Below are 26,465 nucleotides of genomic sequence, written 5' to 3' on the forward strand. Positions count from 1 at the left end.
AGGAGCCTGTATGACTGAACTCACTGAATTGCCTGATGGACCGTTTACGCGCCAGCAGGCGGAGGCGGTTGCCTCTCAATATTCCAACGTTGCTATAGAGGACGACCAGGGGACACATTTCCGTCTGGTTATCCGTCATGAGCGTTGCATGGTCTGGCGAGCCTGGAACTTTGAGCCGGATGCCGGTTACTGGCTGAACCGGTATATCACTCGTTATGGCATCCGCAAATTTCCTGCATAACCACCACCAGCACATCACCGATATAAACAAAGTCAGGCCACACCTCCTTCGGGAAGTGTGGCCTTTTGTATTTTTACCCACTGTATAAGGAGTTATCCATGCGATTAGCCAGCCGCTTTGGCCGTATAAACCAGATACGCCGTGACCGGCCTCTGACCCACGAAGAGCTGATGAGTCATGTCCCCAGCGTGTTCGGGAGTGACAAGCATGAATCTCGTTCAGACCGTTACACCTACATCCCAACCATCACCATCCTCGAAAGCCTGCAGCGTGAAGGCTTTGAGCCGTTCTTTGCCTGCCAGACAAAGGTTCGGGACCAGAGCAAGCGGGAGCACACCAAACACATGCTTCGCCTGCGTCGTGCCGGGCAACTGTCCGGGCAACAGGTACCGGAAATCATTCTGCTTAACAGCCATGACGGCTCATCAAGCTACCAGATGCTGCCAGGGCTGTTTCGAGGCGTCTGTACCAACGGCCTGGTCTGCGGTCAGTCATTCGGCGAAGTGCGGGTACCGCATAAAGGCAATGTCGTCGAGAAGGTAATTGAGGGGGCTTACGAAGTACTCGGCGTGTTTGACCGTGTGGATGAGAAACGCGATGCAATGCAGTCGCTGGCGCTGCCAGCCCCGGTCCGTCACGCGCTGGCAAATGCCGCACTGAAGTATCGATTTGGTGAGGACCACCAGCCGGTCACGGTATCGCAGTTGCTGACCCCGCGTCGTCGGGAGGACTACAGTGATGATCTGTGGACTGTCTACCAGCGCGTGCAGGAGAACCTGATGAAAGGTGGATTGTCAGGGCGAACCGCTCAGGGGAAAAGCAGCCGCACCCGTGCTGTTACCGGTATTGATGGCGATGTGAAGCTCAATCGCGCCCTGTGGGTTATGGCAGAAAACATGCTCGAATTTTTCGGGCGTTAAACAATCGTTCCGGCATAAGGAGATAGTTTGATGGATACACAAAACCTTCAGTTCGCTGAGCAGACAGCAATCACGGCCTCAGTGGTCCCTGACGAGCTACGCATCGGCTTCTGGCCGCAGCACTTTGGCTCCATACCACAATGGATAACCCTTGAGCCCCAAATCTTCGGCTGGATGGATCGCCTGTGCGCTGATTACAGCGGCGGCGTCTGGAGCTTTTACACACTCAGCAATAGCGGCGCATTTATGGCTCCGGAGCCTGACGGTGAGAAATGGACGTTGTTCAACCCGATGAATGGCAACGATGCGGAGATGAGCGGAGAGGCTGCCGGTATAGCTGTCTGCCTGATGGCATACAGCCACCACGCTTGTCGCACCGAGTGTGATGCGACGACTGAACACTATTATCGCTTACGTGACTTTGCGCTAAACCATCCGGAATGCAGCGCCATTATGCATCTAATCGACTGAGGAATACCCGACATGAGTACCGCATTATCCCCGATGTCATCACAGCCTGAACTTTTCCAACTGACGGTTATGGCCCAGCATGGTTGCCTGCTTCCCGCGACATCCGGATTAACCCCCTATGCCCAACGCACCATTCGCCGCGCTATCAATCTACTGGATAAATATCTGCGTCAGCCCGGCAAATCCTTTACCTCCAGTACTGCTGCTCGTGACTGGCTTCGGCTACAGCTGGCCGGACAGGAGCGGGAAGTGTTTATGGTGCTCTATCTCGATAACCAGCACCGTTTACTGGAGAGTGAAACACTATTTGCCGGTTCGATTAACCATGTCCAGGTCCATCCTCGAGAGGTAGTGAAATCAGCGCTTCGCTTCAATGCTGCAGCTGTCGTGCTGGCGCATAACCATCCATCCGGTGACCCGGAGCCCAGCCAATGTGACCGCAACATTACGGGCAGGCTTAAAGAAGCGCTGGCACTGGTTGATGTGAACACTCTCGATCATCTGGTTATCGGATCAGATGGAATTGTGTCTTTTGCAGAGCGAGGCTGGATATGAGGGTACTGCAATGAAATCTACTGACTCAGAGAACGATTCATTTCTCAAGTGGGGTCTGAATCGTAATGTGACACCTTGCTTTGGCGCTCGTCTGGTACAGGAGGGAAACCGGCTGCACTATCTTGCTGACCGGGCCAGTATCACCGGTAAGTTCAGCGAAGCAGAATGTCTTAAGCTGGATGTGGCATTCCCGCATTTTATCAGCCAGATGGAATCGATGCTGACTACTGGTGAAATGAATCCTCGCCATGCCCACTGTGTCACCCTGTACCACAATGGTTTCACCTGCGAAGCCGATACCCTTGGCAGTTGCGGCTACGTATACATCGCCGTTTACTCCACCCATCGTTAACTACTTTCACAAGAGCAAATATGAAAACTCTACCTGCAACAAATCCGCAGGCGGCGAAGCTATGTCTGTCGCCCGTGGCTGTCTGGCAAATGCTGCTTGCACGCCTGCTGGAACAACATTATGGCCTGATACTCAACGACACGCCATTCAGTGATGAAACGGTAATTCAGGAACATATCGATGCCGGTGTATCTTTGGCCGATGCCGTTAATTTTCTGGTGGAAAAGTACGTGCTGGTTCGTATTGATCGCAGGGGATTCGACTGGCAAGAACAGTCCCCATATCTGCGGGCAGTCGATATTCTGCGGGCGCGACAGGCAACAGGTTTATTGAAAAGAAATCGTATTAGCGCGGCACGGTGAACATTGGGAATAGCCTTCCTGATTCACACTGCAGCTTTCCTTACTTATTTAATTTACTCATTCCAAAAAGCACCTGCCGATGCTGGTTGGTGCTTTTACTTATATGGACGAAATATCATGCAAATTGAAGCTGTAACTTTAACTGGGCACATTATCGTAAGCACAATCCGGGAATGCTGGGCCGTCGTTGTTGATGGTTTTGACGCATACTACGAACAAGCTTATGATCCAGCATAATTTCTTTTCCTCATGAAGGGACGGGTATGGGCAACAGAATGTGGATGATCCGTGGTGACGGCGGCAAGCTCTATGACGATTTTCGCGATAAGCAAATTGTAGGCATCGGTTGGTCTCAGCTGGCTCCATTAGTCAAACCCGGCCTGTCCCGAGCCCAGTTACTCGCCTTATACCAGGAGGCAGATCCCTTAACAAAGCTGGGAACTGCGCGTTCTGGTGCATCGCAGGTCTGGCGTTTTGTGAATGAGATCCAAAAGGGTGATTGGGTTATTACCTATTCGCCAGCCAACCGTACTTATCTGCTAGGTAAGGTTACATCTGATTTCCAGTACCACCCTGAATGGGTAGAAGAGGGGATGGGAATCGCTCGACAGGTTAAATGGAATACTCAAGAAATTGACCGCGATAGACTGTCTGTTGCTACCAAAAATACATTAGGTTCTACGCTGACGGTTTTCCAGCTTCCAGAATATGCGCTAGAAGAGCTTTTGCAGGATAAGAAACCCACTGCAGATGTAATTACTCAGAATCCAATTGCGATGGATGAAGATGAGGTTGTTTCTGATCCGCTTCGCGACATGGAAATGCTGGCGTTTGAGGGTATCAAAGATCGTATCAACTCTCTTGACTGGGATGAGATGCAAAATCTTGTTGCCGGAGTTTTACGCAGTATGGGCTATAAAACGCAGGTCTCACCTGCGGGAGCCGATCGGGGTAAAGACATCATTGCTTCACCTGATGGGTTCGGTTTTGAAAATCCGCGTATCATCGTTGAAGTAAAGCACCGCAGGGAACAGATGGGAAGCCAACAGATACGCAGCTTTATCGGCGGTCGCCATAAAGACGATCGCGGGCTTTATGTTAGTACAGGGGGTTTTACGAAAGATGCTCGATATGAAGCCGACCGTTCGACAATACCACTGACGCTCTGGACACTTGATGATCTCGTCCGTGCGCTTATTGAGAACTACGAACAAGTTGATATCGAGACTAAACTTTTGGTGCCTCTGAAGAAAACGTTCCTGCCTGCCTGAATCTTGCGTTGACTGCCATATCGGTGTTCTACTGGTATGGCTTTATACCCATTCGAAATGTCTATTTTTTGTACGGATTTTGACTTGTGGGTACAAGTGCGGGTATAACCATTTATTCCTGCTTATAAAATACATTGATATCAGTATATTAGGCGTGAAATTCGAGTCCGGCCTTCGCACCATAGATTGAGTATGAAAATTAAAGCTACCGCGAGGTGGCTTTTTTTGTTTTTGAACCGGCCAATTTTTTCCTTGTCTTCCTTGTCTTCCTTGTCTTCCTTAGTCTGTTTTTATATCTATCTAATTGATATTAAATATTTTTATAAATTTCGTAAGGCTGATGCAGAGCGATAAAATCGCATGTTTAACGATTTTGCGTAAGGCTTGTTCAATTTATTTACTATATCTGATATTTTGAATTTACTGTTTTATTTTGTTTATTTACTAAATATCGAGGTGTAAATGGAAAGTGTGGCTTTTGTACAGCTGGCACTGAAGGTTCTGGCATGCACACAAAAAGAGCTGGCTGAAAAGCTTGGAGTTTCCACAACGCAAATTAGTAAATGGAAAAAGGGTGACCACCTTTCTGAAGACATGGAAACTAGGTTCAGGAAGGTCACAGGCATCAGGCATTATGATCCTGAATTAATCTTGATGTGTGGGTCATTGGAAAATGCTGAAAAATGGTGTCGTTTAGTTGAGTTTTTGGCTTACAACGCTGCTGAAAGTGCAGAAACTGGGTATAACACCATTCCACTTACGGAAGATAACGAAGAGCTTGTAATCAGCATATTTCGTATACTAAAAGAAATGGGGGTGTCCATCCCTCAGTCATTTCCAACTGAGCTTGATGTGGTGTATGAGCTTGATGAGGAAGATGATAATGAGTCAAAATTTGAACTCATTTATGAAAATCCAATTTCAGAAATTATTTCAAAAATATTCTTTTCATTTAATGATGTTTATGGTTTTTATGCAGCCTATGTCGAAGATATTGTTATGAATGAAGTTATTGGTATGGATTATGATATAGTTTCTGAGATTGAATATAATTTACTTTCTCTGGCAGCATGTAAAATAGATTGTGATGATGAAATAGCATTCAATTACGGGAAATTTAAACGAACCGTGTCAATGCAATATGAACGTTGGATTGATCATGTAAAAGAGTGTGCTTTTAGGGCCGGTGTTCCTCTGAAGGCTGAGTTACATAATCTTATCTATAGCTCCTCGGATGCCCTGGGTTGTGAAGCTGAAGCGGAAAGTTTAGGAATTAACCGTTCTCGACTTCATCCTGATGTGTATATGAATGAACTTCTGGTAGGGATGAGAATGATTCATCAAGTTCTTCCGGCTATAATGAAAAAGTTGGATATAAGTGAATGATTTGTTTTTGACTGTTCTTAGTTTTGCTTACGACGATATGGTTAATTTAAGGAGGTGTTATGTTTAATAAAATAGGGGTGCTTGCTTCAATTTGCACAGTTTTAGGTTTTTTAGTGACCATTTATACAATGACGCCATATTCAAATAGTGCTGAAGTAAGCCAGCATATTGAAGGCAGTGGAAATGTCGTTTTGGGAGGGAATAACTCAACTATTAATGTGAATAACGGTAGAGGTGATATACAGCCAAAAGTTCTTGTTTTAAATAAAAGTACGCCGATTTTATCTGTGCCAGAAATTTTTGCTGCAGCAGAAAAGAATAAGATTTTTTGCTATGGTATTGAAGGTGATGAAGTTAAACTCACAGGAAAGTCGGAGGATAACATTGGTACAGTAATGAAAGAGGTGCAGATTTTAAACTCGGAATGTATAAATAAGCTGGGGTGGGTTGTGATCTCTTCTCTTTCATATAGGTGATTTAGTCTGTGATTTTTCGGTGAATTCGATAATTTATCTCCATGGGATAGAAATCGTTTACGCCAGTAGGGTAACTTCTAGTTGAATTGTGCGATTCAACAACTACCTTTATCCTGGCTTGAACGCGATTCAAGCATAATCGACTTCAGTCTGACTAAATATTCTGGTTGTCAGAATGTTTTCGGTTAAATAATTCTGCATTATCCAGCTTAGTACATAATAATTGGAGAAAATTATTTTTTATTAATGCACCAGGCCTTGAGTCTGTACCGGACACTTTTCAGCACCGTTAACTCACTTTAGTTAAGACATTCCTGACCCAGGACTTTCTGCTCTAAAGGCGAAACACTGCGTTATTTCTTGCCCCGCGTAAAACGTGGCATCGAAGATATCCAGCCAGTAACACGCGCCAGGTAGGGATACTCCATTCCTGCCTGCTTAAGGAAAAAATAATTTTTGTTTCACGTCGTCAACTATGGATTGAAGTCTGAATATCACAGCTTGGGTGAATGGGAGAAAATTCTGATGAAAAGAGTTCTACACTCTTTCTGGCTAAGGATTACGGTATGCCACTGCATCATACAACCCAGAGTGCTTTTCTTTATTCTGTGTCAATTGCGATAGCCCTCATAGCAGGTATTATTTTGCGTATTACACTACAAAACTGAATTTTTCTAAGTATTTTTCTCTATGGCAACATCTTTTCCGAGGGCTTCATAACTAACACTAACTTCTCTCAAACTGCCGCTTGTATCTGGTCGGTGTGACCCTGACCAAAAAACCCTCATCAAAGTTTAGGGTCAATAATCACCGTCACGGCTCCCCGGTAAGTATCAGGGCGGGTTTTCAGCATGGTATCTACGTCTTTCTGACTGACCAGAAAATCAATATGACCTGCCCGGTTCTGACCGTATGAATTAGATACAAAAATGTTCTTATTCAGATCCTTACTCGTGGCCAGCCGTCTTTTAGATACCGTTGAGCCAGTTGATACATCCAGAATGTTTTGCGGCAGCGTCAGCAGGCTCTGCACGGGGACCGTTTGTGAGGGGGTGTTATCGCTTCTCAGTGCGCAGTCCTGGCCGCTTTGATGTTCACACTGTACGTAAACCGTGAAAGCGCCGGAGCTGGTAAGGTTGAAACGGCTTCTGCCGCTTAGCTCCGGCGTGATGCGGGTAATCATCCAGCGTTCCCAGTTGGCAGCGCCCTCATCCGCCGAGCATACTTTCCCGGAAGCGCAGGGCTGCAGGGAAACCTGCTGATCCTCTGCCGTGGTGGTGAGTTTAAGCTCGTGATTAACGTTCAGGGAGAAATTGACTCTCAGCATCGAGTCGGACGCATCCCATTTGTTGCCAAAACTGATATTCCCGTCAGGCCCGATGGACCAGTCTACGTAACCTGTATATTCACCGGGTTCAAGCAGTAACGGGCTGACCGTGATTAACTTATATCGAATAATTATATCTTTAAGCTTTGAGGATGATATATCCCGGCTTGCCAGGGTATTTAGTTTAAAACAATTTCCCCCACTGACCGTCCAGCCCCATCTGTACGTTGTGTTCGAAGAGCCATCCCCGCTACCTACTGATGAACTACCGTTAGCACTGTAGCAGGTGGTGTTCTTTGAGGGATAAACAAAGGATCCATTCTCCCAACCTTTCACGCCACCGCCGGTAAGTTGGGTCCAGGCGGCGTGAAAATGTGTTATCTCAAATTTAGCCTGAATGGTCTGCCCGCTCGTTGAATTAACCAGCGTTACCGGTGTATTTTTCGGAAGGCTTAAAAAAAAATTATTTTTTGGCGTTGAATCGGAAGCCCTGAGTATGCCATTTCCCTTAAGCGTTAAATTTTTGATATCGACACTTTTTGCGTCACCCGTACAATATATAGGCCAGCTTTTACAAAACCCGGCCTCCGGCGTGGTGATGGTGAAACTGTTATTTTCCGGATTCGTCGCGGATGGGGCATAAAATGCCGTGATATCCAGGCTGGCCGCTGTCGCCGTCAGGCTCCCTGCCGCCAGCATCATGCTCGCCAGCAGGGTTAAGGGGTTCTTCATTTTTTCTCTCCTTTACGGGGGGGACCACACCTTACGGCGCTGATAAACTGCACTTTATTACCGTTATCCATTGCTGCGGGCAGCCCACAGCTCAGCGCCGGCTGTCCTTTATCCTCTCTGACGGTCAGGGTGCGGTTTGCGGTGCCGGAGTCCAGCGTCAGCACGCCCTCGGCATTAATAACGCTGCCGGCAACGTCGCTGCTTACGTAGCGGTTTTTCAGCACGTTTCCGCGTTCGTCCAGCAACATTCCCACAATGGTGAAGGTTTTCACTGCCGTCACCTTGATGTACTTCACGCTGCCGCGCCTCATCTGTATGTTTTCCTGCGTCGGGAATACCTGCACGTTTTCCCCTCCGCTGGCCGAAAACTGCACCGTGTTCTTTTTCCACAGCTCTGCCGGAACGATGTTGCGGCCCGGCTTCAGGCGCGTTTCGCTCATAGAACCGGAGGCAATGATGCCGGCGGTATCAGCATCCGAATCCACGTCAACAATCAGCGCTGATTCCATGCCGCGGCTGGTATTTCCGTTTACGGATACCGCCTTGCCACCGCCCATAACCAGAACCTGGCTCAGGTTGCCGCCGGCGGTGTTTGAACGGCCCTGCGTATTGTGTTGCAGATAGGCATCACCGCTGACGGATGGCGTATCTACGGTAGCGTTACCGCTGATGACGGTATTCCCGGGGCTGTACGATACGCTGCTCCCCAGCGAGCGGATAATCCCGTCATCCCCGGGCTGCCACTGATAAGCCAGGCTGGAATAACTCTGATTCTGGTTCATGCCGGTTTCCGCGGAAATTGAGTGGCGGGCCGCGGGGGCAAGCGAGATACTCACGCCAAAAGACAGACCGTAGTTGCGACGACGGCTGTTAAATCCGGGAGTATCGTACGCACTGAGTCTGAAATTCATTTCTCGCCCCGCCAGGTTGGCCAGCGTGGTCACCGAGATGTCCGTACCCACGCCTTTACGCCAGGCGGTTTTCATATACTGCCCGTTAACGATCAGCGATGTTGACCACGGCAGCCGCAATGCCAGGCTGCTGCCCCAGGTATCGCCCTGCTGACGTGATGACGTGATGCGGCCGTAAATATCTGCGGTGGTCGAGCGCCAGAACAGACTGGCTGACCCGCCGCCGGGAATATTGCGGTAGTAGCGGATGTCGGTATTCCGCTCTGCCTGATACTCTGTTCTGCCCTGCGAGTACTGCGCGAAAAGCGTGTCATTCGGCGAAAGGGTAATGTTGGCCCGCGTCCTGACCTGATGCTCTTTTTCTGCTACCGCGCCGCCAATCCCGAGAATGGCTCGGGGATGTGCCAGTAATTCTATGCCGCCACCGGCAGCAACCGGGTTCCCCTCTCTCGACGTGGCATTGCCGGTCGTCAGCATTTTGCGCAGGCCACTCCAGATATTTGTCCGCCAGCGCCGGTTCGGGTTACCCCAGCCCTGGGGCTTGTAAATCTGTGCCTGCTGCGTATCTACCGTCTGACCGTTTTCGATAATTTTGATCGTGATGTCGTAGATACCTCCCGGCAGCTGACGCGTGTCCAGGGCCTGTACGCCGGCCTGCAGCTGCTGGGTACGGATAAGCCGTCCCTCACGCCAGACTTCGGCGACGGACTGATTACGACCGGTGACATAAACCGGCCAGGCGCTGACGTTGTCTGTCCCTGTCAGCAGCGCATCAGAGGTTCCCCACATGGCTCCGATAACGGTATCGTAGCCAAAACCGGAAGCCTGCACGTTGCCCGTATCACTGTCAGGGGAGAAAAAACCCAGCCGGAAAAAGCTGCCGCTAAGTTCTTTCTGGGTGAACAACTCATACAGGCTGGAATTGCTGTAGTGATATCTTCCCGCCGATCCCGAGGACTGAAAGGAGGCTTTCTGGCTCCAGCCCGCAAATGAGGTGGTTACGGAGGAATTAATTCCCCAGTTTCGTGTGGATGCCGCGTGGGTTAATGACGCATCATTGTACATAATCACCCCACCTGGCGTGTCCTCCTGCATATCTATGTATGCGCTGCCGATCCGGGCCGTTTCGTAGTCTGCGGTATAAATTTTCAGCGCAGAGTTATCCAGTCTGTACTGAAGTTCCATCAGGCCGGAAGGGCAGTTTTTCTCGCATTTTCCCGTCGGAACGCCCTGCGCCAGAATGCCCGCCCAGAGCGTACGCGCATCCGGGTCCGAATCCGCTGCATCATCAAATGTGCGAAGCAGGCGAACGTTCCCGTCCTCTTTCAGGGAAATGACTGCATCAAATAAGCGGGCATCGTTAAGGTAAACCTGCACCACAAGCTCGGCGTCGTAGAAATACTGCCTGAAGTCCTGGGGCAGGCCGTGCATATTCACGGCCTGTGCCCTGGCCTCAACAGGCGCTATCAGCGGTAACAAAGTCAGAGCAAGAAGACATTTTTTCATAAAAAAAGCTGCCACAATCCTGTGACAGCCTCCGTCAGTCAAAAACAGGTGTTTTTATAACGTTGCCTTACCGTTCACTTTATTTGTCGATAGCGGGTTCAAAAATCATTGCCACGCTGCCGGTGAATGAACCGCTAACGGTCAGGGAGGCTTCATCATCCTGCATAATTTTCAGTGCAGTACGTCCGCCGGTTTTGGCTGCATCTTCGCTGACCACGGTGGTTGCCGTTTTGCTGAGTGCGACATTGTTAAACGTCACCGCCAGCGGGATGATATCCGAACCGTTAGACAGCTGTGGTTTACCGTCAGCGCTCAGGTTACCGGTCAGAGTGGCCTGGATAGCCCCTGCCGTATTTTTGTACTGGAACTGTTTTTCAAAGGTCTGAAGTTTTTGGGTTGCGATGTCGTAACCCATGTTCTGTGTCCGATCGATCCAGCCTGAATCCACCGGAATAACATGGAAGCTGTCGGTCGGTACCTCGGCTGACAGGTTGATGGTGTAGCTCTGGGAGTCAGCGGCATGGGCTGCTGTGCCCCCCAGAACCGCACAGGAAACCAGTGCAGTGACCAGCGCTTTATTCAGAGCAGACAGATTGCGTTTCATTTTAAAAATCCTTAAGAGTTGAAATAATCCATGAGTTGTTAAGTTAATACTTAACGTTAGTTCCGGGTGTTAATACTCCAATTCCCGTTTGTTGTTTCCCTCAATGAGAGTGAAATTTGTTTTAAATCCGGCCTTCTTTTTCACGATATATGTGCGTCCAGGAAGAATAAATTCCCGGGTCGCGGTGCTGCAGTCCGTATTAGCGGATTTGCATTGCCGGATGTTATCCAGAGATATCGTGGCGTTACCGTTGTTTCTGACCCTGACTTCAGCTGCGGAGGCACTATCCATCACGGTGTTAAACACCGGTTTTCCGGGCTGGACAATAACAATCGTGCCGTAACCGGTCAGGACATTCAGCCCGGCTCTCAGCGTCGTTTTACGATATTCACTGGCTGCATTTTTACTCAGCCCGAAGCCGTCACTTTCTTCCGGCATGACAGGGGTGAATCGGACGCGAAAGTACCTTTCTTTATCCCGCTCGCCGGGCCAGAGAATGCGTACTGCCTGAAAACCACCCGGTGGAATAATAAGGCGCAGAGGCGTCACTATCAGTCTGTTTTTCTCCAGGCTGTTGCCGCTTAACTCTTTTTGCGGTGATTCTTCCTGTGCGTTTTTAATACCCGGATTCACTTCCAGTATCTCAACGCGGACGAACGCCGTAGAATCGCCGGTATTGTAAATGCGCTTGGTCATATTCTGCGTGTCCGGCATCAGGACATCGTACATACTGCCGATGCCAATAACCGGCGTGGCGGTTGCCGGTGACATAGCAGCAAAAGAAAAAATGCAGGCGCTGGCAAAACCTGAAATGCACTTAAATAGTTTCATAAATATGATTCACTTTTCTCAGAAATTAATCTGGTTAATGATTCAGCATCCGACAGCGGGTGAAGCTACGCCACCGGATGAACGGTAAATAAATTTAGTAATGATTTTTTTCCAACAGCAGGCATCACTGGCAGAATGAATTTTTTCAAACTCGCCATGGGTGATTTTAAAATTAAAAGCAACTCCGCTGCGTCAGACCAATTTCGCCAGATATCAGCGTGCCGACAGAGCACGCAGCCGGGAACGCCCAATAAAATCGGCTGCGGATATAAGATTAGTTATAATATTTCGCTTTCACCTGAAAGCGTTGGCTCAGGCCATGACACAGTAAGGAATCAGTATATATCAATTCACCAGTGGATAGTTTTCTACAGTAAATAACTGGACTTAATTATCTACAAATTGAAATGTACGTCAATATTTATCAATTTATTAACAATTATCATTAAAACTAATTAAAGTTAGTTAAATTCCCATTAGTCATTTTTCGCGTCAAAGTGAAGAAAGAGAGATAAGTTAAAAAACACCTATAGTTCAATGAGTAAGCGTTTTTTATAGATAATGGTAATTAAACGAGATGTTAAAAAAGCCCACAAAGCAGTGGGCAATAAAAAAAGAGAACATTTCAACCTGTGTTCTCGTTTAGGGTTTGTTTAGGTTGGTAACGTATTTTTAACTTAAATTTTTTATTTTTTTAACTAAGCAACTGTTTTTCCCGCCCGGGACCTCAGCGATGCAGGTTAATCCCGACGTTCCATGATTTTAGTACGGCGATGATCTGGTGTCCTGTCAACGGGGCCATACGCAGAGTAATCGTCCTGTCGTTAAGTATGTCAGTGTATTCTCTTGTTACCCTGTCATTTGATACGCATCCAAATTGGATGTCAGGTAAATAAATCAGATCGTGATTATGCTGACTCACCTAATTCAAAACTTTTTATTTATCATCGTAAGTGCTCCCCAATGAGCCGCCTACTGTAAAGCCTGAGCATGGAGATGTTGAGCCTGCAACGGCAGCGGAGTCGGCAGCAGCTTATTGAATTTTGGCACTCCCCCCATTGAAATCCTTTTGCCGTGTATGTCGTCGTTTTCAAGTCCACCCACGATACGGAATCGACCCGCATATTTACCGCAGGTCATCTGATGGCCTTCGCATGCTATGTCTCTGCTAAAGTGTTGATGATCTTTAGATCCATCAATACCCCACGTGTCAGGCATTAACCGAGCCATTATTATTTTTTGCGCATTAGCTTTTTCAGATTTGTTCTTTTACTCGCCCTTTTATAAAGAGCAGGATAATTATCCTGTTAATACGGATCCCCGCATTCAACTGATTATCCCATTTCACCCGGTTACCCACCGCTCTCTCGAAGGTGCTGTAATAATGACAATGAAGATTGCCGTTGTGGGCTTAGGCGCAGTTGGCTGCGCCACCTTACTCGCGCTGTCGCGTAAAGGTTTTGCCGTAGAAGGTTTTGAACAGTTCCGCGTGGGTAACGATATCGGCGCATCCGGTGGAAAAACGCGACAGCACCGGCTGATTTACGGCGAGGGAGCCGCCTACACCTCCTTACTGCTGAGAGCCAGCGAACTCTGGCAGCAGCTGGAGCAGGAACAGCAGACGCAGCTATTTTATGGCGGCGGATTTTTAACTCTCGGCACGCCAGACAGCCCCTGGTTTCAGGCGGTGGAAAAATCTGCCCGGCAGCAGGCGCTGCCCTATGAACGCCTCACGCGTCAGGACGTTAACCAGCGTTTTCCCCGACTTAATGTTGATGCCGATGAAGAGGGCATCTTCGATCCTGCCGGCGGGATCTTGCTGACCCATGAGCTGCTCCTCGCGTCGGCCGCGCAGGCGGAAGCGCTGGGCGCGAAAGTGCATGAGCACACGGTTGTCAGCGCGATAACCGCGCAGGGCGGGCAGGTATCGCTGACGATTAACGGCGAGGTACGCCAGTTTGACCGGGTGGTGGTCACCACCGGGGCATGGAGCAAAACGCTGCTTCCCGAGCTGCCGGTTAAATCGCGCCGGCTGGGCGTGAGTTTCCATATCGGGAAGGCGGAGGGCTTTGACAGCGTCTCGTTCCCGCCGACGATGCGGGTCTCTGCCGGGCGGGCAATGTGGAATACCCAGCCGCTGCCAGATGGCAAAAACTTTAAGTTTTTCATCGGTGATGCGGAGTTCAATGAAGAGCACGACGCGCAGCTGGTCGCGACAGAGGCAAGCGACAGCCTCACGCCCACGCTCTATGCGCGCATCGACGGCCATATTGCGGAGGCGGTTAACGGTGCGCACCGCACCATCGTCGGCGGCGGTACGTGGCCGGAAGCTTACACCTTCGATCAGGCGCCGCTGCTGGGTGAGCTGCCCAGCCATCCGCATGTGTTCGTCGGCATCGGCCTGTCGGGACACGGCTTCAAAATGGCGCCGGCGCTGGGCGAGCTGCTGGCACAGGCGATGGCCGGTGACATCCGGCTTGAGCGCGACTGGCCCCTGTTTTCTCCGGTTCGGCAGTTCGCCGAGCCTTTGGCTGCATACTCTCGTTAAAATCCAGGAAACCCATGAAAAAAATCTTACTGGCTGCCGTACTGGGCAGCCTGACATACGGTGCAGTAGCTGCCCCCTTAACCACTGAGTTAGAGGGCAAGCAGCTGCATGGCATTATGCAGAATGATTACGAACCGGTGGCGTTTGTCGATGATAAAGGCGACAACAGCGGCTATTTCTACGATATCGTCGCGGCGGCGGCGCAAAAGCTGGGGGCGAAGCTGGAGGTGAAGAACGGTACGTTCGATACCTTTATTCCCGGCCTGCAGAGCCAGCGCTATGACCTGGCGCTGGGCACCGATGCCACGGTAGCACGGCAGCAGGTGGTGGATATCGTCCCGCTTATCGATGCCGGCTACTCCTTTATCACCCGCAGCGACGGTCCGGTCACGCTGTCGTCGGAGCTTTCCTCACTGTGCGGTCACTCGGTGGCGGCGCTGGCGGGGCAGTCGACGATTGAGGTGCTGAATCAGCAGGTGGCCGCCTGTGAGCAACAGGGCAAACCCGCGCTTAAGGTGGCTATCTTTCCTTCCCGCTCGGCGGCATGGCTGGCCGTAAAAAGTGGTCAGGCTGAGCTGACCCCGGTTTATACCGGTGAATCAGGATGGATTGTGAAAAAAGATCCCAGCTGGCGGGTGACCGGCCCGGTGTTTAACAGCGGGCAATCCGGCTTCTCCGTTAATAAGGCGCAGGGCAATGCGGCGGCATGGGCAGAGGCGATAAACGCCTTAATTGCGGACGGCAGCTACCTGAAAATTCTGCAGAAATATGGCGTACAGAGCGTCGCGTTAAAAACCGTGGTGATCAACCCGGCGCGCTGATTAACGCTTCGCGGCGTGCGGCCTGGCAGAGGACGCTCGCCCGGCATGAAGCCCGGCAGGATCTCACGCGGTGCTTCATGCCTTTTTCAATTCTGTCACCGGGAACATCACGAGTGTAATGAACAGATTAAATACGGCGGATCAACTGCCAGAGAATCAGGCCGCCATCGTTCCGGCGAGGGTATCCCCGCAGAACAGCGCGTTTGAGCGTATCACCGACCGGGAGCGGCATCAGGGAGTGCGCCAGCCTCGCCGCTGGCAGCGGCAGATCTCAGCGCTGCTGGTGAGCGCCATCCTGTTGTTTTTTGTCTGGCAGGCGGCGGAAAATCCCGCCTTTGACTGGCCGCTGGTTGCACACTACTTATTTGACAGGCAGATCCTGCAAGGGCTGTGGACCACCTTATGGCTGACGGCGCTGGTCACGCTGCTGAGCGTGCTGTTTGGCGTGGGGATCGCGCTGATGCGGCTGTCGCGTAATCCGGTGGTGTCACTGCTGGCCTGGAGCTACATCTGGCTGTTCCGCGCCACGCCGCTGCTGGTACAGCTGCTGTTCTGGTTCAACCTGGGCTATCTGGTTCCGCGTCTGACCATCGGCCTGCCGGGAGCCACGCCCTGGTTCAGTGTGGCAACCAATGATGTAATCAGCGCAATCGGCGCCGCGATTTTAGGTTTAACCCTGCACGGCATGGCGTATTCCGCGGAATTTATTCGCGGCGGCCTGCTGGCGGTACCCCAGGGGCAGAAAGAGGCCGCCACCATGCTGGGGCTGTCACCGGTGAAAATCTTTTTTCACATCACCTTTCCGCAGTCGCTGCGGACGATTATTCCCGCGCTGGGCAATTTCCTGATCGATAACCTGAAGGGGACATCGATCATCAGTGTGGTGGCGGTAACGGAATTGCTTTACTCCGCGCAGCTTATTTACAACCGTAACTACAAAATCATCCCGCTATTACTGGTGGCGACCTTCTGGTATGTGGCGGTGACGTCCTTACTCTCATTATTTCAGCACTGGAGCGAACGTTATTATGGCCGTGGCTACCATCACCGATAAATTTGCAGGGCATCAGCGATGAGTGACCCCTGCCAAAACGCCGTTGAAAACCCGGAAAATGCCGTGCTGCGTGCGCGCCGACTGCATAAACGCTACAGCGAGAATGTGGTGTTACAGCATATCGACCTGGACATTATCGCTGGAGAAGTGCTGTGCTTAATCGGGCCGTCAGGGTCGGGTAAGAGTACGCTATTGCGCTTGCTGGCCACGCTGGAGCAGCCGGACGGTGGGGTGATCTTTTTCAACGATTCGCCGCTGGGCCTTGTGGAAAAAGGGGCGCATCTGTATGCCGCTTCGGAGAGAACCAGGCGTCAGCAACGCGACCGCATCGGTTTTGTATTTCAACAGTTTAACCTGTTTCCCCATCTCACCGTGCTGCAGAATATTACGCTGGCGCCACGTTTACTGGGGCAGGGGCATCTGGCCGAAAAAAAAGCGCGTGAGCTGCTTGAGCGAGTCGGTCTGGCGCATAAAGCCGATGCCTGGCCATCCTCGTTATCCGGTGGGCAACAGCAGCGGGTGGCCATTGCCCGTGCGCTGGCGCGAGAGCCGAGCCTGATCCTGTTTGATGAACCGACCAGCGCGCTCGATCCGGAGCTGGTCAATGAAGTGCTGGCGGTGATGACCGATCTTGCCGAGAGCGGCATTACGATGGTTGTCGCCACCCATGAAATGCAGTTTGCCCGCCGGGTCGCCAGCCATGTTGCGTTTCTCGATAAGGGACATATCGTGGAGTACGGCACGCCGCAGCAGGTGCTGGATGCCCCCCGGCAGCCGCGTACCCGAGCCTTTCTGCAGCAGATGGCCCCGTAACCAACATCCCGTCATCATGCCGGGGATCCCCCTGACCCGAGGCTGTGTCACGTCGGGGATGCGGCAACCCCCAGCCAGGTCGAAAACTCCCGCATCGCCCTGGTCACCGGTCGCGACTGCAGCCGCGTCAGCCAGTAGCTTCCTGATGCGATGGTGGTGGTAAACGGCTGGAGCACCTGCCCGCTGGCCAGCAGATGGCTGAACATCTCCACCGGGGCTATCGCTATCCCCACGCCGCTCAGCGCGGCTTCCAGCATGGTCACCGAAGAATCAAACACAATCATCGGATGGGTGGGGGAAAGCGGCGGCCCGCCTGCCGCTTTCATCCACACCGACCATTCGTCGGGGCGGTAGGAGCGCAGCAGCGTAAAGCGGGCGAGGTCGGCCGGTTTGTGCAACTGAGCCGCCAGCGCGGGCAGGCACAGGGGGGTGAGCGACGCCCTGCACAAGAATGCCGCCTCGGTGCCGTGCCAGGCGCCGTTGCCGAAGCGTATGGTAAAATCCAGCCCTTCGGCCGCCGGATCCACGCGGTTATTGTGGGTGGAAAGCTGTAAATCGATATGCGGAAAACGCTGGTGGAATCGTTCAGGCGGCTGAGCAGAAAGCCGGTAGCGAACGTTCCGACCACGCCGACCTTCAGCTTCTCCCGGGGCTGCTGGGTGGTGAAGCTGTCCAGCGCCCCGGCAATACGATCCAAAGCGTCATTCAGCACCGGCAGCAGATTTTCCCCGGCGGGGGTCAGCGTCAGCCCGCGGGAAACCCGCACGAAAAGCGGGCAGTGCAGATGCTGCTCCAGCGCTTTAACGTGCTGGCTGACGGCCGAGTGCGTAACGTTCAGCTCAATGGCCGCGTTCTTAAAGCTCAGATGCCGGGCGGCGGCTTCAAAAGCGCGTAGTGCATTCAGCGGCAGGTAGCTGCGTGTCATGTGATTATCCGTTAGAAAAACTCAAGGCTGATGCTCAATTTAACCGTTTGTCACCCCCAGTCAATTCCCGCAGACTTGGCGCATCTGATGGCTACGGATATCCCGTTTATTCACCGTTAAGGACGAAAGTTATGCTAAAGAATGCGCTCAGCGCCGCACTGTTGCTCACCATATCAGGCAGTACCATGGCCGCACCGACCACGGACGCGCAGCTGGCCGAGGTGGTTAACCGCACCATCGCGCCGTTAATCAAGGACCAGGCGATCCCGGGGATGGCGGTGGCGGTGATTTATCAGGGTAAGCCCCATTACTTCACCTGGGGTCTGGCGGACGTGGCGGGGAAGAAGCCGGTCACGCAGGAAACCCTGTTTGAGCTGGGTTCGGTGAGTAAAACTTTCACCGGCGTGCTGGGCGGCGATGCGATTGCCCGTGGGGAAATCAGCCTCAGCGATCCGGCCAGCAAATACTGGCCTGCGCTGTCCGGCAAGCAGTGGCAGGGGATAAAGCTGCTGCATCTGGCGACCTATACCGCCGGCGGCCTGCCGCTGCAGGTACCGGATAGCGTTACCGACGCAGCCGCGCTGCAAAAGTATTACCAGTCCTGGCAGCCGGAGTGGGCGCCGGGGGAAAAGCGCCTGTATGCCAACGCCAGCATCGGCCTGTTCGGCGCGCTGGCGGTGAAGCCGTCGGGCATGGGCTTTGAGCAGGCGATGAACAGCCGGGTACTGCAGCCGCTAGCGCTGAAGCATACCTGGTATCAGGTGCCGGCAGGCGAAGCCCAACACTACGCCTGGGGCTACCGGAACGGGAAGGCGGTCCGCGTCTCGCCGGGCATGCTGGAGGCGGAAGCCTACGGCGTGAAAACCTCGATTGAAGATATGGCCCGCTGGGTACAGGTCAATATGCAGCCGGAGAAGGTAGCCGATGCGTCGCTGCAAAAAGGCATCGCGCTGGCGCAGTCGCGCTACTGGCAGGTCGGGGAGATGTATCAGGGGCTGGGCTGGGAGATGCTGAACTGGCCGCTAAAGGAAAAAGTCGTGGTGGACGGCAGCGACAATAAGGTCGCGCTGGCCCCAATGAAGGCTACGGAGATCGCGCCTCCCGCACCGCGTCAGCAGGCTTCCTGGGTACATAAAACCGGGTCCACCGGTGGATTTGGTAGCTACGTGGCGTTTATCCCGCAGAAGGATATCGGCATTGTGATGCTGGCGAACAAAAGCTATCCCAACCCGCTCAGGGTAGAGGCGGCTTACCGGATTCTGTCGGCGCTGGAGTAACCTTTTTCAGCCTGCATCGGCAGGTTGATGCATTCCATGCGGTTGGTCGCCTGAGCCCGATCAACCGCTCTGACTTTCGCCAGCACGTTAAGCGCCACGCGCCGGCGATAAAATCAGTCTGCTGCATGTCCGGCAATCTCCTTCAGTCGCGCCACAATCAGCGCCATTTCTCCCTCCGCCACCGTGCGAGGATCGAGGCTGAAAACGCCCTGATGCAGGTTGTAGCGGCGGGCGTAAATCGCGATCTCCCCGCCGCGCAGCTGCGCCTCCACCTCGCGGGCATCCAGTCCCAGTTCGCTGGCCTCCACCCGGATGCGGATACGCCAGATAGCGCGGCCCGCCTCATCCTGCTCGATATCGGCCGCCAGCCCGCGAATCGCGGAAATCGCTTCCGCAACGGGCTGGAGCCGTTCGGCGGTCACTGTGCCCTGACCCTGGCTGTAGTGCTCCAGCGCGTACACCAGCCCGACCATATTCTCCTTGCCGATTTTCATCGCCCGGGCAATGCCGTTGTGTTGGGCTTTGCAGGCGTCGATCCAGCGCCTGGTTCCGGTAATAAAGCCAGAGGTCGGTGCGTTAAACGCCTTAGCACCGCTGTAAATCACCATATCGGCCCCGCTGGCGACCCAGGCGTGCAGATCCTCTTCGGCGGCGGCATCGACGATCAGCGGCAGCTCGTGCTGGCGGGCGACCGCCACAAAGTCCGCAATGCTCAGCATGCCCTTCTGCACGCAGTGGTGCGATTTCACATACAGCAGTGCGGCGGTGCGCGGGGTGACCGCGCTTTCCAGCTGCCAGCGGGCCGACAGATTGCTGGATCCGACCTCCACCACCCGCCCGCCACCGAGGCGGATGGCGCTGGTAATCGGCGCGCCGTAGTCCACATTGTGGCCGCGCAGCATCAGCACCTCATTCGCCATGCCCGCGCTGTCCGGCATCATCGCCACGCGGGCCGGGTCGCCCCGGGTAATGGCGGCGGCAACGGCGATGGCAATCCCCGCCGAGGCGCAGGAGGTAACGTAGCTGGCCTCCGCGCCGGTAAAGCGGGAAACCAGCTCGCCGCAGCGGTCCACCAGCCGGTCAATCTCGACAAAAGCGGAGGCAGCCTGCGCCGTGGCCTGCATTACCTCCGGGGCCACGCTGGATACGCCCAGAATGGTCATTTTGCCGCAGGCGTTGATCACCCGTTTCAGCCCAAGGTGCTGATAGATATTTTGCGCCATGATTTACAGAACCCCCAGCAGCGAACAGGCCACGCTCAGCGCCACAATCGACAGCAGAATGGTGGTGTAGCGCGGCCCTTTTTTCACCAGATAGAAGTAGACCGAGAACACCGCCGCCAGCGGCAGCAGGCCGGGGGCGATCGAATCCAGGATCTGCTGCACCACCACTTCGGATCCTTCCAGCGCGCTGATCTTCAGCGGCGTGGTGATCTTCACGTAGCTGGCGGACAGCGCGCCCATCATAATCAGCCCCAGCACGTTGGCCCCGTAGATCAGCTCTTTGATCCGCCCGCCCTGCAGCAGGCCGATAATCGAGTCGCGCCCCAGCGTGTAGCCTTTGTGGATCATGCCGTAGCTCACCGCCAGGGTAATCGCCGGGTAAAGGATCAGCGGGATAATCCCGCCCATCGCGCTGCCGCCGGCGGCGAAGGGGATAAAGATGGCGATCAGCAGCGGCATCACCGCCGCCCAGATGATCGAATCGCCCATCCCGGCCAGCGGCCCCATCAGGCCGGTTTTGATCCCGGTGATCGACGCGTCGCTGATCGGTTCGCCCCGCGTTTTTTGCTCTTCCATGGCGATGGCGATCCCCTGGATCACCGCGCCGAAGGTCTGCTCCGAGTTAAAGAAGTTCAGATGGCGTTTCAGCGCCTCCACCTGTTCCTCCTTCTGCGGGTACAGCTTTTTGATAACCGGCGTCATCGAGGCGCAGAAAATCAGGCTCTGCAAACGCTCGTAGGAGCTGGAAACCTCCGCGCCCAGCCAGTAAATAAACCAGGCCTTGGTGATATCGCCTTTGGTCAGCGCCCGGCTCTCCCGCGCGCGCTCCACCAGTTCATGCTGCATTGCGTCGCTGCTCATCATGCTGCTCCTTCATTTTTCGCCAGGCCTTTGATCAGGAAGGCCACACAGGTACCGAAGATCGCCATCGCCATGATGTCCAGCTTGAGGTACAGCACGGCAAAGAATCCGCCGATAAACCACGGCAGCAGGCTTTTTTTACCAATCACCATAATGGTGATGGCGAAGCCGAGCGCAGGGAGGATCCCGCCCATGATTTCAAAGGAGTGGGTGAGCCAGTGCGGCATCAGCTTGAGGAAGCTTTCCACCACGTTCTGGCCAAAGTAGTTGGCGGCAAACACCACCGGGAAGCGCAGCGCCAGCCCGAGCAGGGCCGGATAGAGAAAGGCGCAGCGCATGATGCCGGACATATTGGCGGTTTCGGCGTGCTTGTCCGCCATATGCACCCAGGCGGCGTTCAGCGTGCGGCGAAGCTGGTCGAGGAACACGCCGATCACGCCAAACGGAATTGCCAGGGCAATCGCCAGGTTCGGGTCCATCCCGGCCTTTACGGCGATAGGGATTGAGATACAGGCGGCCAGCGCCGGGTCCGACGGGACGTTACCGCCGGGCGTGGAGGTCACACCGAGGTAAACCAGCTGCATGCCCGCGCCGATAATCATCGCCGTATGCATATTGCCCAGCAGCAGGCCGACAAAGACGGCGATCACCACCGGCTGCAGCAGCATCGCGGAAAGGGTATATCCCAGGCGTAAACGGGCAAACCAGTAGTACAGGCCCATCAGGCTTGCAAAAAGTAAGGTATCCATAGTGTTATCCTTTACACCTTATCCTTCAGGCCGACTGCGCCTGAAAGAGAGGTGCAGTGAGTGAGTTAGAATTTTTTCAGGATATCGTCCAGCGACTGCGGCTTATCTTCCGGGATGGTCTGGAAGAACACCTGCACGCCGCGATCGCGCAGATCTTTCAGAATGCCGACGTCTTTCTCATCGAGGGTGATGTTCTGGAACACCGCTTTACGGTTGGGGCCGCCGCCCAGTCCGCCGACCTGCACGTTGGTCACATCAAATCCCTGCTGTACCGCATCCTGGATCGCCGCCAGCGACGGGAACAGCACCAGCACTTTGCCGTCGCCCAGCTGATTCTCCTTCCACGAGGCCGCAAAGCTCTGATTGCTGTAGCAGTCCACTTTGATGTTCGGCGGTGCGGCCATCAGGTAGATGTTTTTCATAAACGGATCGGCGTCCAGCTCGTCGCTGACTACGGCGATGCGATTGGCCTGGGACTGCCCAACCCATTTGGTGACCACCTGGCCGTGAATCAGGCGGCTGTCAATGCGGCATAAAACGATCGTTGCCATGCTGTGTTCCTTTTTATTGGGGTTGTTGTAACTGACGAACGTGGGCGACCACGTCCAGACAGCTGCTGCGCCCGGCGTCGATCAGATCGGTTACGCAGTCGGTCAGCGGGCCTGCTTCGCGCCGGTCCAGCGCTTCCAGCAGCAGGGAGGCGTTCAGCCCGCAAATCACCGCCACCGGATAGTCCGCGCTGAGGCGTGCCGCCACGTTCGAGGTGGTGCCGCCGATAAAATCGGTGAGGATCAGCGAACCGTGCGGCATCACTTTCACCGCGGCTTCCACCCGCTGGTAAAACTCACCCAGCGTATCTACCGGCATCAGGGCGATTGCCGTAACGCCATGGATCTCACCGGTTACCATGCGCAGGCTGTTGCAAAGCTGTTCTCCCCAGCCGCCGTGAGTCAGCAGCAGGATCTGGGACAAGGGTTCAGTGGGTGCAGCGGTAGTCAAAACGGCCTCCTGGCTCAGTTACGTTTACAGACGTATACAGAGCAAGGGCTGTGCCAGAGTTTGTGTCACGCGGGGAGAACGGCAGGGACAGCGGGGCGTGCGGCCCCGCCGGATAAGGGATTAACCGTAAAGCAGTTCGTAGATATAAAAATATTCCGCGTCGGACAGGCGAATGGCGTAAGCCTCTTCAACCGGCTGAAAGGCGGTTTTGATGACACTGAGCGCGCGGACATCGAGATCGGGGCGGTTTTCCAGCGCCATCTGTAACGGTTTTCGGTTGATCACGATACGCTCGACCATGCAGCAGCAGTGGATCAGGAAGCGCAGTGTCACCTGGCGGCTCGGTTTGAGCGAAAGGGCGCTGGTCAGATGCTCAAATACGCCCTCCATCTCCTTCAGAATGCGCCGGGGGTTGAGCACCGAAATATGATTGATGATGCTCTCCATGGTCAGCGCGCTGATAAACCGCATCGCGCTGCGCTCCATCTCCAGTCGACGCTCGGCGCTGGAAAGGTCCGGCGTCAGCAGGCTGAGCACCAGTTCCGGCCCCTGTTCGGAGAACAGCTCCTCCAGCGAGATAAAGGGAATATCCGGCAGCCCCGGCTGAAAGGTGCCGACGATGCCCGCCAGCCGCTCACCGGGCTTCAGCGCCTGCTGCACGCGCTCCAGGCTGCGCACCTCGTTGTAGTCGAGGATCGTCATTCGGGTATCCTGCGACATCAGCTCGCCGAAGCTCTCTTCCAGCACCTTCCTGATTTTCTCTGCCGTGCCCATCCCGGTAATACAGGAAATCACCAGCACCCTGCCGCCGTTCTCCTGCTGCGGCGTGCAGAACTGGCTGGCAATGCCTTTATCCCGCATCAGCTGGGCCAGCTGCGGCAGATCGCCGGTTTCAAAGCTTAAATCCAGCCCCACTTCCAGCAGGCTGGTCAGGGTGATATTCGGCATCAGCAGCACGTCGATCTGAAACAGCTTGCTGATGGTGCTGCCAAAGTGGACCAGCGAACCGATATCCACCATCAGGATCAGCCGCCGGTACCGCCGGGCCTGAATCATCTGCGTCAGCGTTTCCAGCGTGTCGTGCACCGACTGTTCAAACGGCATATCAATGGCGCTGAACAGCTCGCGCTCCAGCACCCGGTTCACGTATTGGGCCATGCTGGTGGCGGTGGTCGCGCCGTGGGCAATCAGGATCGCTCCGGTGTCCGGGCTGGCGTCGATCCGCTGGCGGTAATGGCGGCACTCCTTGAGGAACAGGCACAGCCAGACGATTTCCGTTGCCGGGCACTGAATATGCAGCAGCTCGTCGATCTTGCGGCACAGCAGGGTGGCATTCTCGTACTCATCCTTGCAGCGGTCGAGGATCAGGCTGGATGAATAAAGCTGCGGGATCAGCCCGCGCTGCACGTAGCCTATCAGCGCGAGAAAGTGTTTGCGCAGCGGGTTCAGCAGATTCTCCGGCAGGGCAAAGCCCAGCACCTGCTCCACGCAGCCGATCAGTAGCGTCACCCGCTCTTCAATCCGGTCGCCGTAGCGCGGCGGGTGCGCGGTACTGTCCCGGCTGTAGAGGCCGTACTCAAAAATGGAGCTGAGTTTGTTTTTGAGGATCGCCAGGGTTTCCGCGGGCGGCACGTTACTGTTGCGCAGGTTGACGTATTCGCGGGTCAGGAAGCTGTAGAACAGATCGCTCTCTTCCGCCTCCATCCCGCTGGCCAGCGAGGTTTTTAACGCGGGCAGGGTGCGCGCATCCACGTTCAGCCGTTCCCTGCCAGCAAACAGGCCGTCCACCCGCTGGCGCTGCTCCGCCGTGGCGTTAAACGGCATCTCGATCCGTTTATCCAACTGAAGCGTCTCGTTATGATCCGTCATCCCCACGGCCCAGGCCTGCGCGCACAGGAACTGAATATCGCTTTTCAGCTGGCCGATATTGCCCTCCAGCGGCTTATTCAGCAGCCAGAGCAGCAGCGTTTTATCGATGCTGACGGTGCGCTCGATCTTGCGGCTTTCACGCTGCAGGAAGCCGACGATCAGTTCGATCTGTTCCTCCACCGATCGCTGGCGGATCCCCGGCAGATCGATGCAGACCTGAATACGCCGCTGGAAGGTGCGCAGCAGGGCGGAGCTGACCGGTTCGGTGGTGGCACAAATCAGCCGGATCGCAATCGGGCGGGGCGCGCTGCTGGCCCCCAGCGGGCGGTATTCTCCCTTATCCAGGATCGAGAACAGTTTTTCCTGGCCCTCATACGGCAGGCGGTGCACCTCATCCAGCAGCAGGTAGCCCCCGTCCGCCTGCTCCACCAGCCCGGTTTTATGCTCGCTGGCACCGGTAAACGCGCCCTGGCGATGCCCGAACAGATGGGAAGAGAGCAGCTCCGGGTTGTGGGCGTATTCCGCGCAGTTAAAGTAGACCAGTGGCGGCGGCGATCCCGCCTTGTGTTTGCAGGCAAAGCGGTGCATCAGCTCGGCGAAAAAGGTTTTTCCCACGCCGGAAGGGCCGGTCAGCAGCACGTGCAGCCCGTGCGGATAGAGCACGGCGGCGCGGCCTTTTTCCACCGCTTCGTGCAGGCTGCGATCGAAGCCGATCAGTGCGGTGAAGGGATCGTCGGCGGGGTGGTTTTCGTTGGGCGGCAGCAGATCGGCGATTGAACGCACTTCGCGTTCGGACTCCTCCAGCGCCCGGCCCAGCACTCCTTCCGCCACCCGGCGGTGCAGAAAGAACACCGGGCGGCCGCGGCTTTTAATCGCCAGGCCATCATTCCAGAGCTGATTAAGGTCTTTGCTCACCGAGTTGCGCGCCAGTCCGAGGTTGAACCCCATCGCCTCTGCGGTGCAGGCTTTTTCTTCTGCCAGATCGGTCAGGCTGAGTCCCTGCGTTAACCGTTCCAGCTCTCCCAGTATGATTTCAATCCGTTTCATCTCATTACCACTGAAAAATAAATGACGTTTCAGAACATACACTAATCGGCGGGGGGAGAAAGAGACGAGGGTTGCAGATGCGGGGTGGGGAGGGGATTGCAGTGGGTCTTGCGGGTGGGTTGCGTTGAGATTTGCGTTTGGCGCACGTCCTCTGCGGCGGCCGGGCGGTCCTCGCGCCGCTGCGCGGTCCCTTCGGTTCCGGCTTCGGGCCTTACGGATCGGCGCAGAGCGGGCGTCCTGCCCGCGCCGCGCCTGAGCCCAGCATCCCTGCTGGTCTCTCCGGCCCCCCAGCCTTCACCTCAGCGCTGCGGATTGCCCGGCCGCCGCAGAGGAC

At 54.3% G+C, this 26,465-nt stretch carries 24 protein-coding genes and 1 pseudogene; 14 read left to right on the top strand and 11 right to left on the bottom strand.

Features of this window, described 5'->3' with window-relative positions:
* Positions 1-10: 10 nt before the first annotated feature.
* From PGH32_RS17635 to PGH32_RS17675, 9 genes are all read left to right on the top strand, one after another.
* Entirely contained in the window at positions 11-241 is a 231-nt protein-coding gene (locus PGH32_RS17635; RefSeq protein WP_025122555.1) for a DUF905 domain-containing protein, read from the top strand.
* Between the two features lie 98 nt (positions 242-339).
* A complete protein-coding gene (locus tag PGH32_RS17640; RefSeq protein WP_337894701.1) occupies positions 340-1,161 on the top strand; it encodes a DUF932 domain-containing protein in 822 nt (273 codons plus the stop codon).
* Between the two features lie 30 nt (positions 1,162-1,191).
* Positions 1,192-1,632 (top strand): antirestriction protein, encoded by a 441-nt coding sequence (locus PGH32_RS17645; protein ID WP_337894702.1) that lies wholly within the window; start codon positions 1,192-1,194, stop codon positions 1,630-1,632.
* Between the two features lie 12 nt (positions 1,633-1,644).
* A complete protein-coding gene (radC, locus tag PGH32_RS17650) occupies positions 1,645-2,187 on the top strand; it encodes a RadC family protein (RefSeq protein ID WP_025123634.1) in 543 nt (180 codons plus the stop codon).
* A 10-nt stretch (positions 2,188-2,197) separates the two neighbouring features.
* Positions 2,198-2,539, top strand: a complete 342-nt coding sequence (locus tag PGH32_RS17655; protein WP_021530984.1) for a type IV toxin-antitoxin system YeeU family antitoxin — start codon at positions 2,198-2,200, stop codon at positions 2,537-2,539.
* A 20-nt stretch (positions 2,540-2,559) separates the two neighbouring features.
* Positions 2,560-2,901 (top strand): TA system toxin CbtA family protein, encoded by a 342-nt coding sequence (locus PGH32_RS17660; protein ID WP_337894703.1) that lies wholly within the window; start codon positions 2,560-2,562, stop codon positions 2,899-2,901.
* A 263-nt stretch (positions 2,902-3,164) separates the two neighbouring features.
* A complete protein-coding gene (locus PGH32_RS17665; RefSeq protein ID WP_004108748.1) occupies positions 3,165-4,172 on the top strand; it encodes a restriction endonuclease in 1,008 nt (335 codons plus the stop codon).
* A gap of 462 nt (positions 4,173-4,634) precedes the next feature.
* Complete coding sequence (locus PGH32_RS17670; RefSeq protein ID WP_337894704.1) at positions 4,635-5,558, top strand: helix-turn-helix domain-containing protein; 924 nt, start codon at positions 4,635-4,637, stop codon at positions 5,556-5,558.
* A gap of 59 nt (positions 5,559-5,617) precedes the next feature.
* Positions 5,618-6,034: a hypothetical protein gene (locus PGH32_RS17675; protein ID WP_337894705.1), complete on the top strand. Its 417-nt coding sequence runs from the start codon at positions 5,618-5,620 to the stop codon at positions 6,032-6,034.
* Between the two features lie 787 nt (positions 6,035-6,821).
* Here PGH32_RS17675 and PGH32_RS17680 read toward each other — a convergent pair.
* The 4 genes from PGH32_RS17680 to PGH32_RS17695 form a co-directional block, all read right to left on the bottom strand.
* Positions 6,822-8,093: a hypothetical protein gene (locus tag PGH32_RS17680; RefSeq protein WP_337894706.1), complete on the bottom strand. Its 1,272-nt coding sequence runs from the start codon at positions 8,091-8,093 to the stop codon at positions 6,822-6,824.
* On the bottom strand, positions 8,090-10,435 hold the full coding sequence (locus PGH32_RS17685; RefSeq protein WP_337894871.1) for a TcfC E-set like domain-containing protein: 2,346 nt from the start codon (positions 10,433-10,435) through the stop codon (positions 8,090-8,092). Before PGH32_RS17685 ends, PGH32_RS17680 begins: the two co-directional genes overlap by 4 nt.
* A 154-nt stretch (positions 10,436-10,589) precedes the next feature.
* Positions 10,590-11,114 carry a CS1 type fimbrial major subunit gene (locus tag PGH32_RS17690; protein ID WP_337894707.1) on the bottom strand — a complete coding sequence of 175 codons (525 nt, stop codon included), beginning with the start codon at positions 11,112-11,114 and terminating at the stop codon, positions 10,590-10,592.
* Between the two features lie 69 nt (positions 11,115-11,183).
* Positions 11,184-11,945: a hypothetical protein gene (locus PGH32_RS17695; RefSeq protein ID WP_314424287.1), complete on the bottom strand. Its 762-nt coding sequence runs from the start codon at positions 11,943-11,945 to the stop codon at positions 11,184-11,186.
* Positions 11,946-13,329: 1,384 nt separating this feature from the next.
* On the opposite strand from PGH32_RS17695, the gene PGH32_RS17700 reads away from it, so the two are divergent.
* The 4 genes from PGH32_RS17700 to PGH32_RS17715 all read left to right on the top strand — a co-directional run bounded on the left by PGH32_RS17700 (position 13,330) and on the right by PGH32_RS17715 (position 17,181).
* Positions 13,330-14,493 carry an FAD-dependent oxidoreductase gene (locus PGH32_RS17700; RefSeq protein ID WP_337894708.1) on the top strand — a complete coding sequence of 388 codons (1,164 nt, stop codon included), beginning with the start codon at positions 13,330-13,332 and terminating at the stop codon, positions 14,491-14,493.
* A gap of 14 nt (positions 14,494-14,507) precedes the next feature.
* Positions 14,508-15,314, top strand: a complete 807-nt coding sequence (locus PGH32_RS17705) for a transporter substrate-binding domain-containing protein (RefSeq protein ID WP_337894709.1) — start codon at positions 14,508-14,510, stop codon at positions 15,312-15,314.
* Between the two features lie 118 nt (positions 15,315-15,432).
* On the top strand, positions 15,433-16,368 hold the full coding sequence (locus tag PGH32_RS17710) for an amino acid ABC transporter permease (RefSeq protein ID WP_337894710.1): 936 nt from the start codon (positions 15,433-15,435) through the stop codon (positions 16,366-16,368).
* 18 nt (positions 16,369-16,386) lie between these two features.
* Complete coding sequence (locus PGH32_RS17715) at positions 16,387-17,181, top strand: amino acid ABC transporter ATP-binding protein (RefSeq protein ID WP_337894711.1); 795 nt, start codon at positions 16,387-16,389, stop codon at positions 17,179-17,181.
* Between the two features lie 47 nt (positions 17,182-17,228).
* Here PGH32_RS17715 and ampR read toward each other — a convergent pair.
* Positions 17,229-18,106 (bottom strand): annotated as a pseudogene (gene ampR / locus PGH32_RS17720) (LysR family transcriptional regulator AmpR).
* A 131-nt stretch (positions 18,107-18,237) separates the two neighbouring features.
* Between ampR and ampC the strand changes: the two are divergent.
* Positions 18,238-19,383, top strand: coding sequence for a CMY2/MIR/ACT/EC family class C beta-lactamase (ampC, locus tag PGH32_RS17725; RefSeq protein ID WP_337894712.1), 1,146 nt, complete (start codon positions 18,238-18,240; stop codon positions 19,381-19,383).
* Positions 19,384-19,496: 113 nt separating this feature from the next.
* Here the strand turns inward: ampC and dgaE are convergent, their stop codons facing one another.
* The 6 genes from dgaE to dagR form a co-directional block, all read right to left on the bottom strand.
* Positions 19,497-20,606, bottom strand: a complete 1,110-nt coding sequence (gene dgaE / locus PGH32_RS17730; protein ID WP_337894713.1) for a D-glucosaminate-6-phosphate ammonia lyase — start codon at positions 20,604-20,606, stop codon at positions 19,497-19,499.
* A 3-nt stretch (positions 20,607-20,609) separates the two neighbouring features.
* Positions 20,610-21,470 (bottom strand): PTS system mannose/fructose/sorbose family transporter subunit IID, encoded by an 861-nt coding sequence (locus PGH32_RS17735; protein WP_314424264.1) that lies wholly within the window; start codon positions 21,468-21,470, stop codon positions 20,610-20,612.
* On the bottom strand, positions 21,467-22,216 hold the full coding sequence (locus PGH32_RS17740; RefSeq protein ID WP_105593015.1) for a PTS mannose/fructose/sorbose/N-acetylgalactosamine transporter subunit IIC: 750 nt from the start codon (positions 22,214-22,216) through the stop codon (positions 21,467-21,469). The genes PGH32_RS17735 and PGH32_RS17740 overlap by 4 nt, the downstream gene beginning before the upstream one ends.
* A gap of 65 nt (positions 22,217-22,281) precedes the next feature.
* Positions 22,282-22,767, bottom strand: a complete 486-nt coding sequence (locus PGH32_RS17745; RefSeq protein WP_105593016.1) for a PTS system mannose/fructose/N-acetylgalactosamine-transporter subunit IIB — start codon at positions 22,765-22,767, stop codon at positions 22,282-22,284.
* A gap of 13 nt (positions 22,768-22,780) precedes the next feature.
* Positions 22,781-23,215, bottom strand: a complete 435-nt coding sequence (locus PGH32_RS17750) for a PTS sugar transporter subunit IIA (protein ID WP_337894714.1) — start codon at positions 23,213-23,215, stop codon at positions 22,781-22,783.
* 120 nt (positions 23,216-23,335) lie between these two features.
* Positions 23,336-26,131: a transcriptional regulator DagR gene (gene dagR / locus PGH32_RS17755; protein WP_337894715.1), complete on the bottom strand. Its 2,796-nt coding sequence runs from the start codon at positions 26,129-26,131 to the stop codon at positions 23,336-23,338.
* Positions 26,132-26,465 lie beyond the last annotated feature (334 nt).

Source organism: Erwinia sp. SLM-02, from assembly GCF_037450285.1.
GTDB lineage: Bacteria > Pseudomonadota > Gammaproteobacteria > Enterobacterales > Enterobacteriaceae > Erwinia.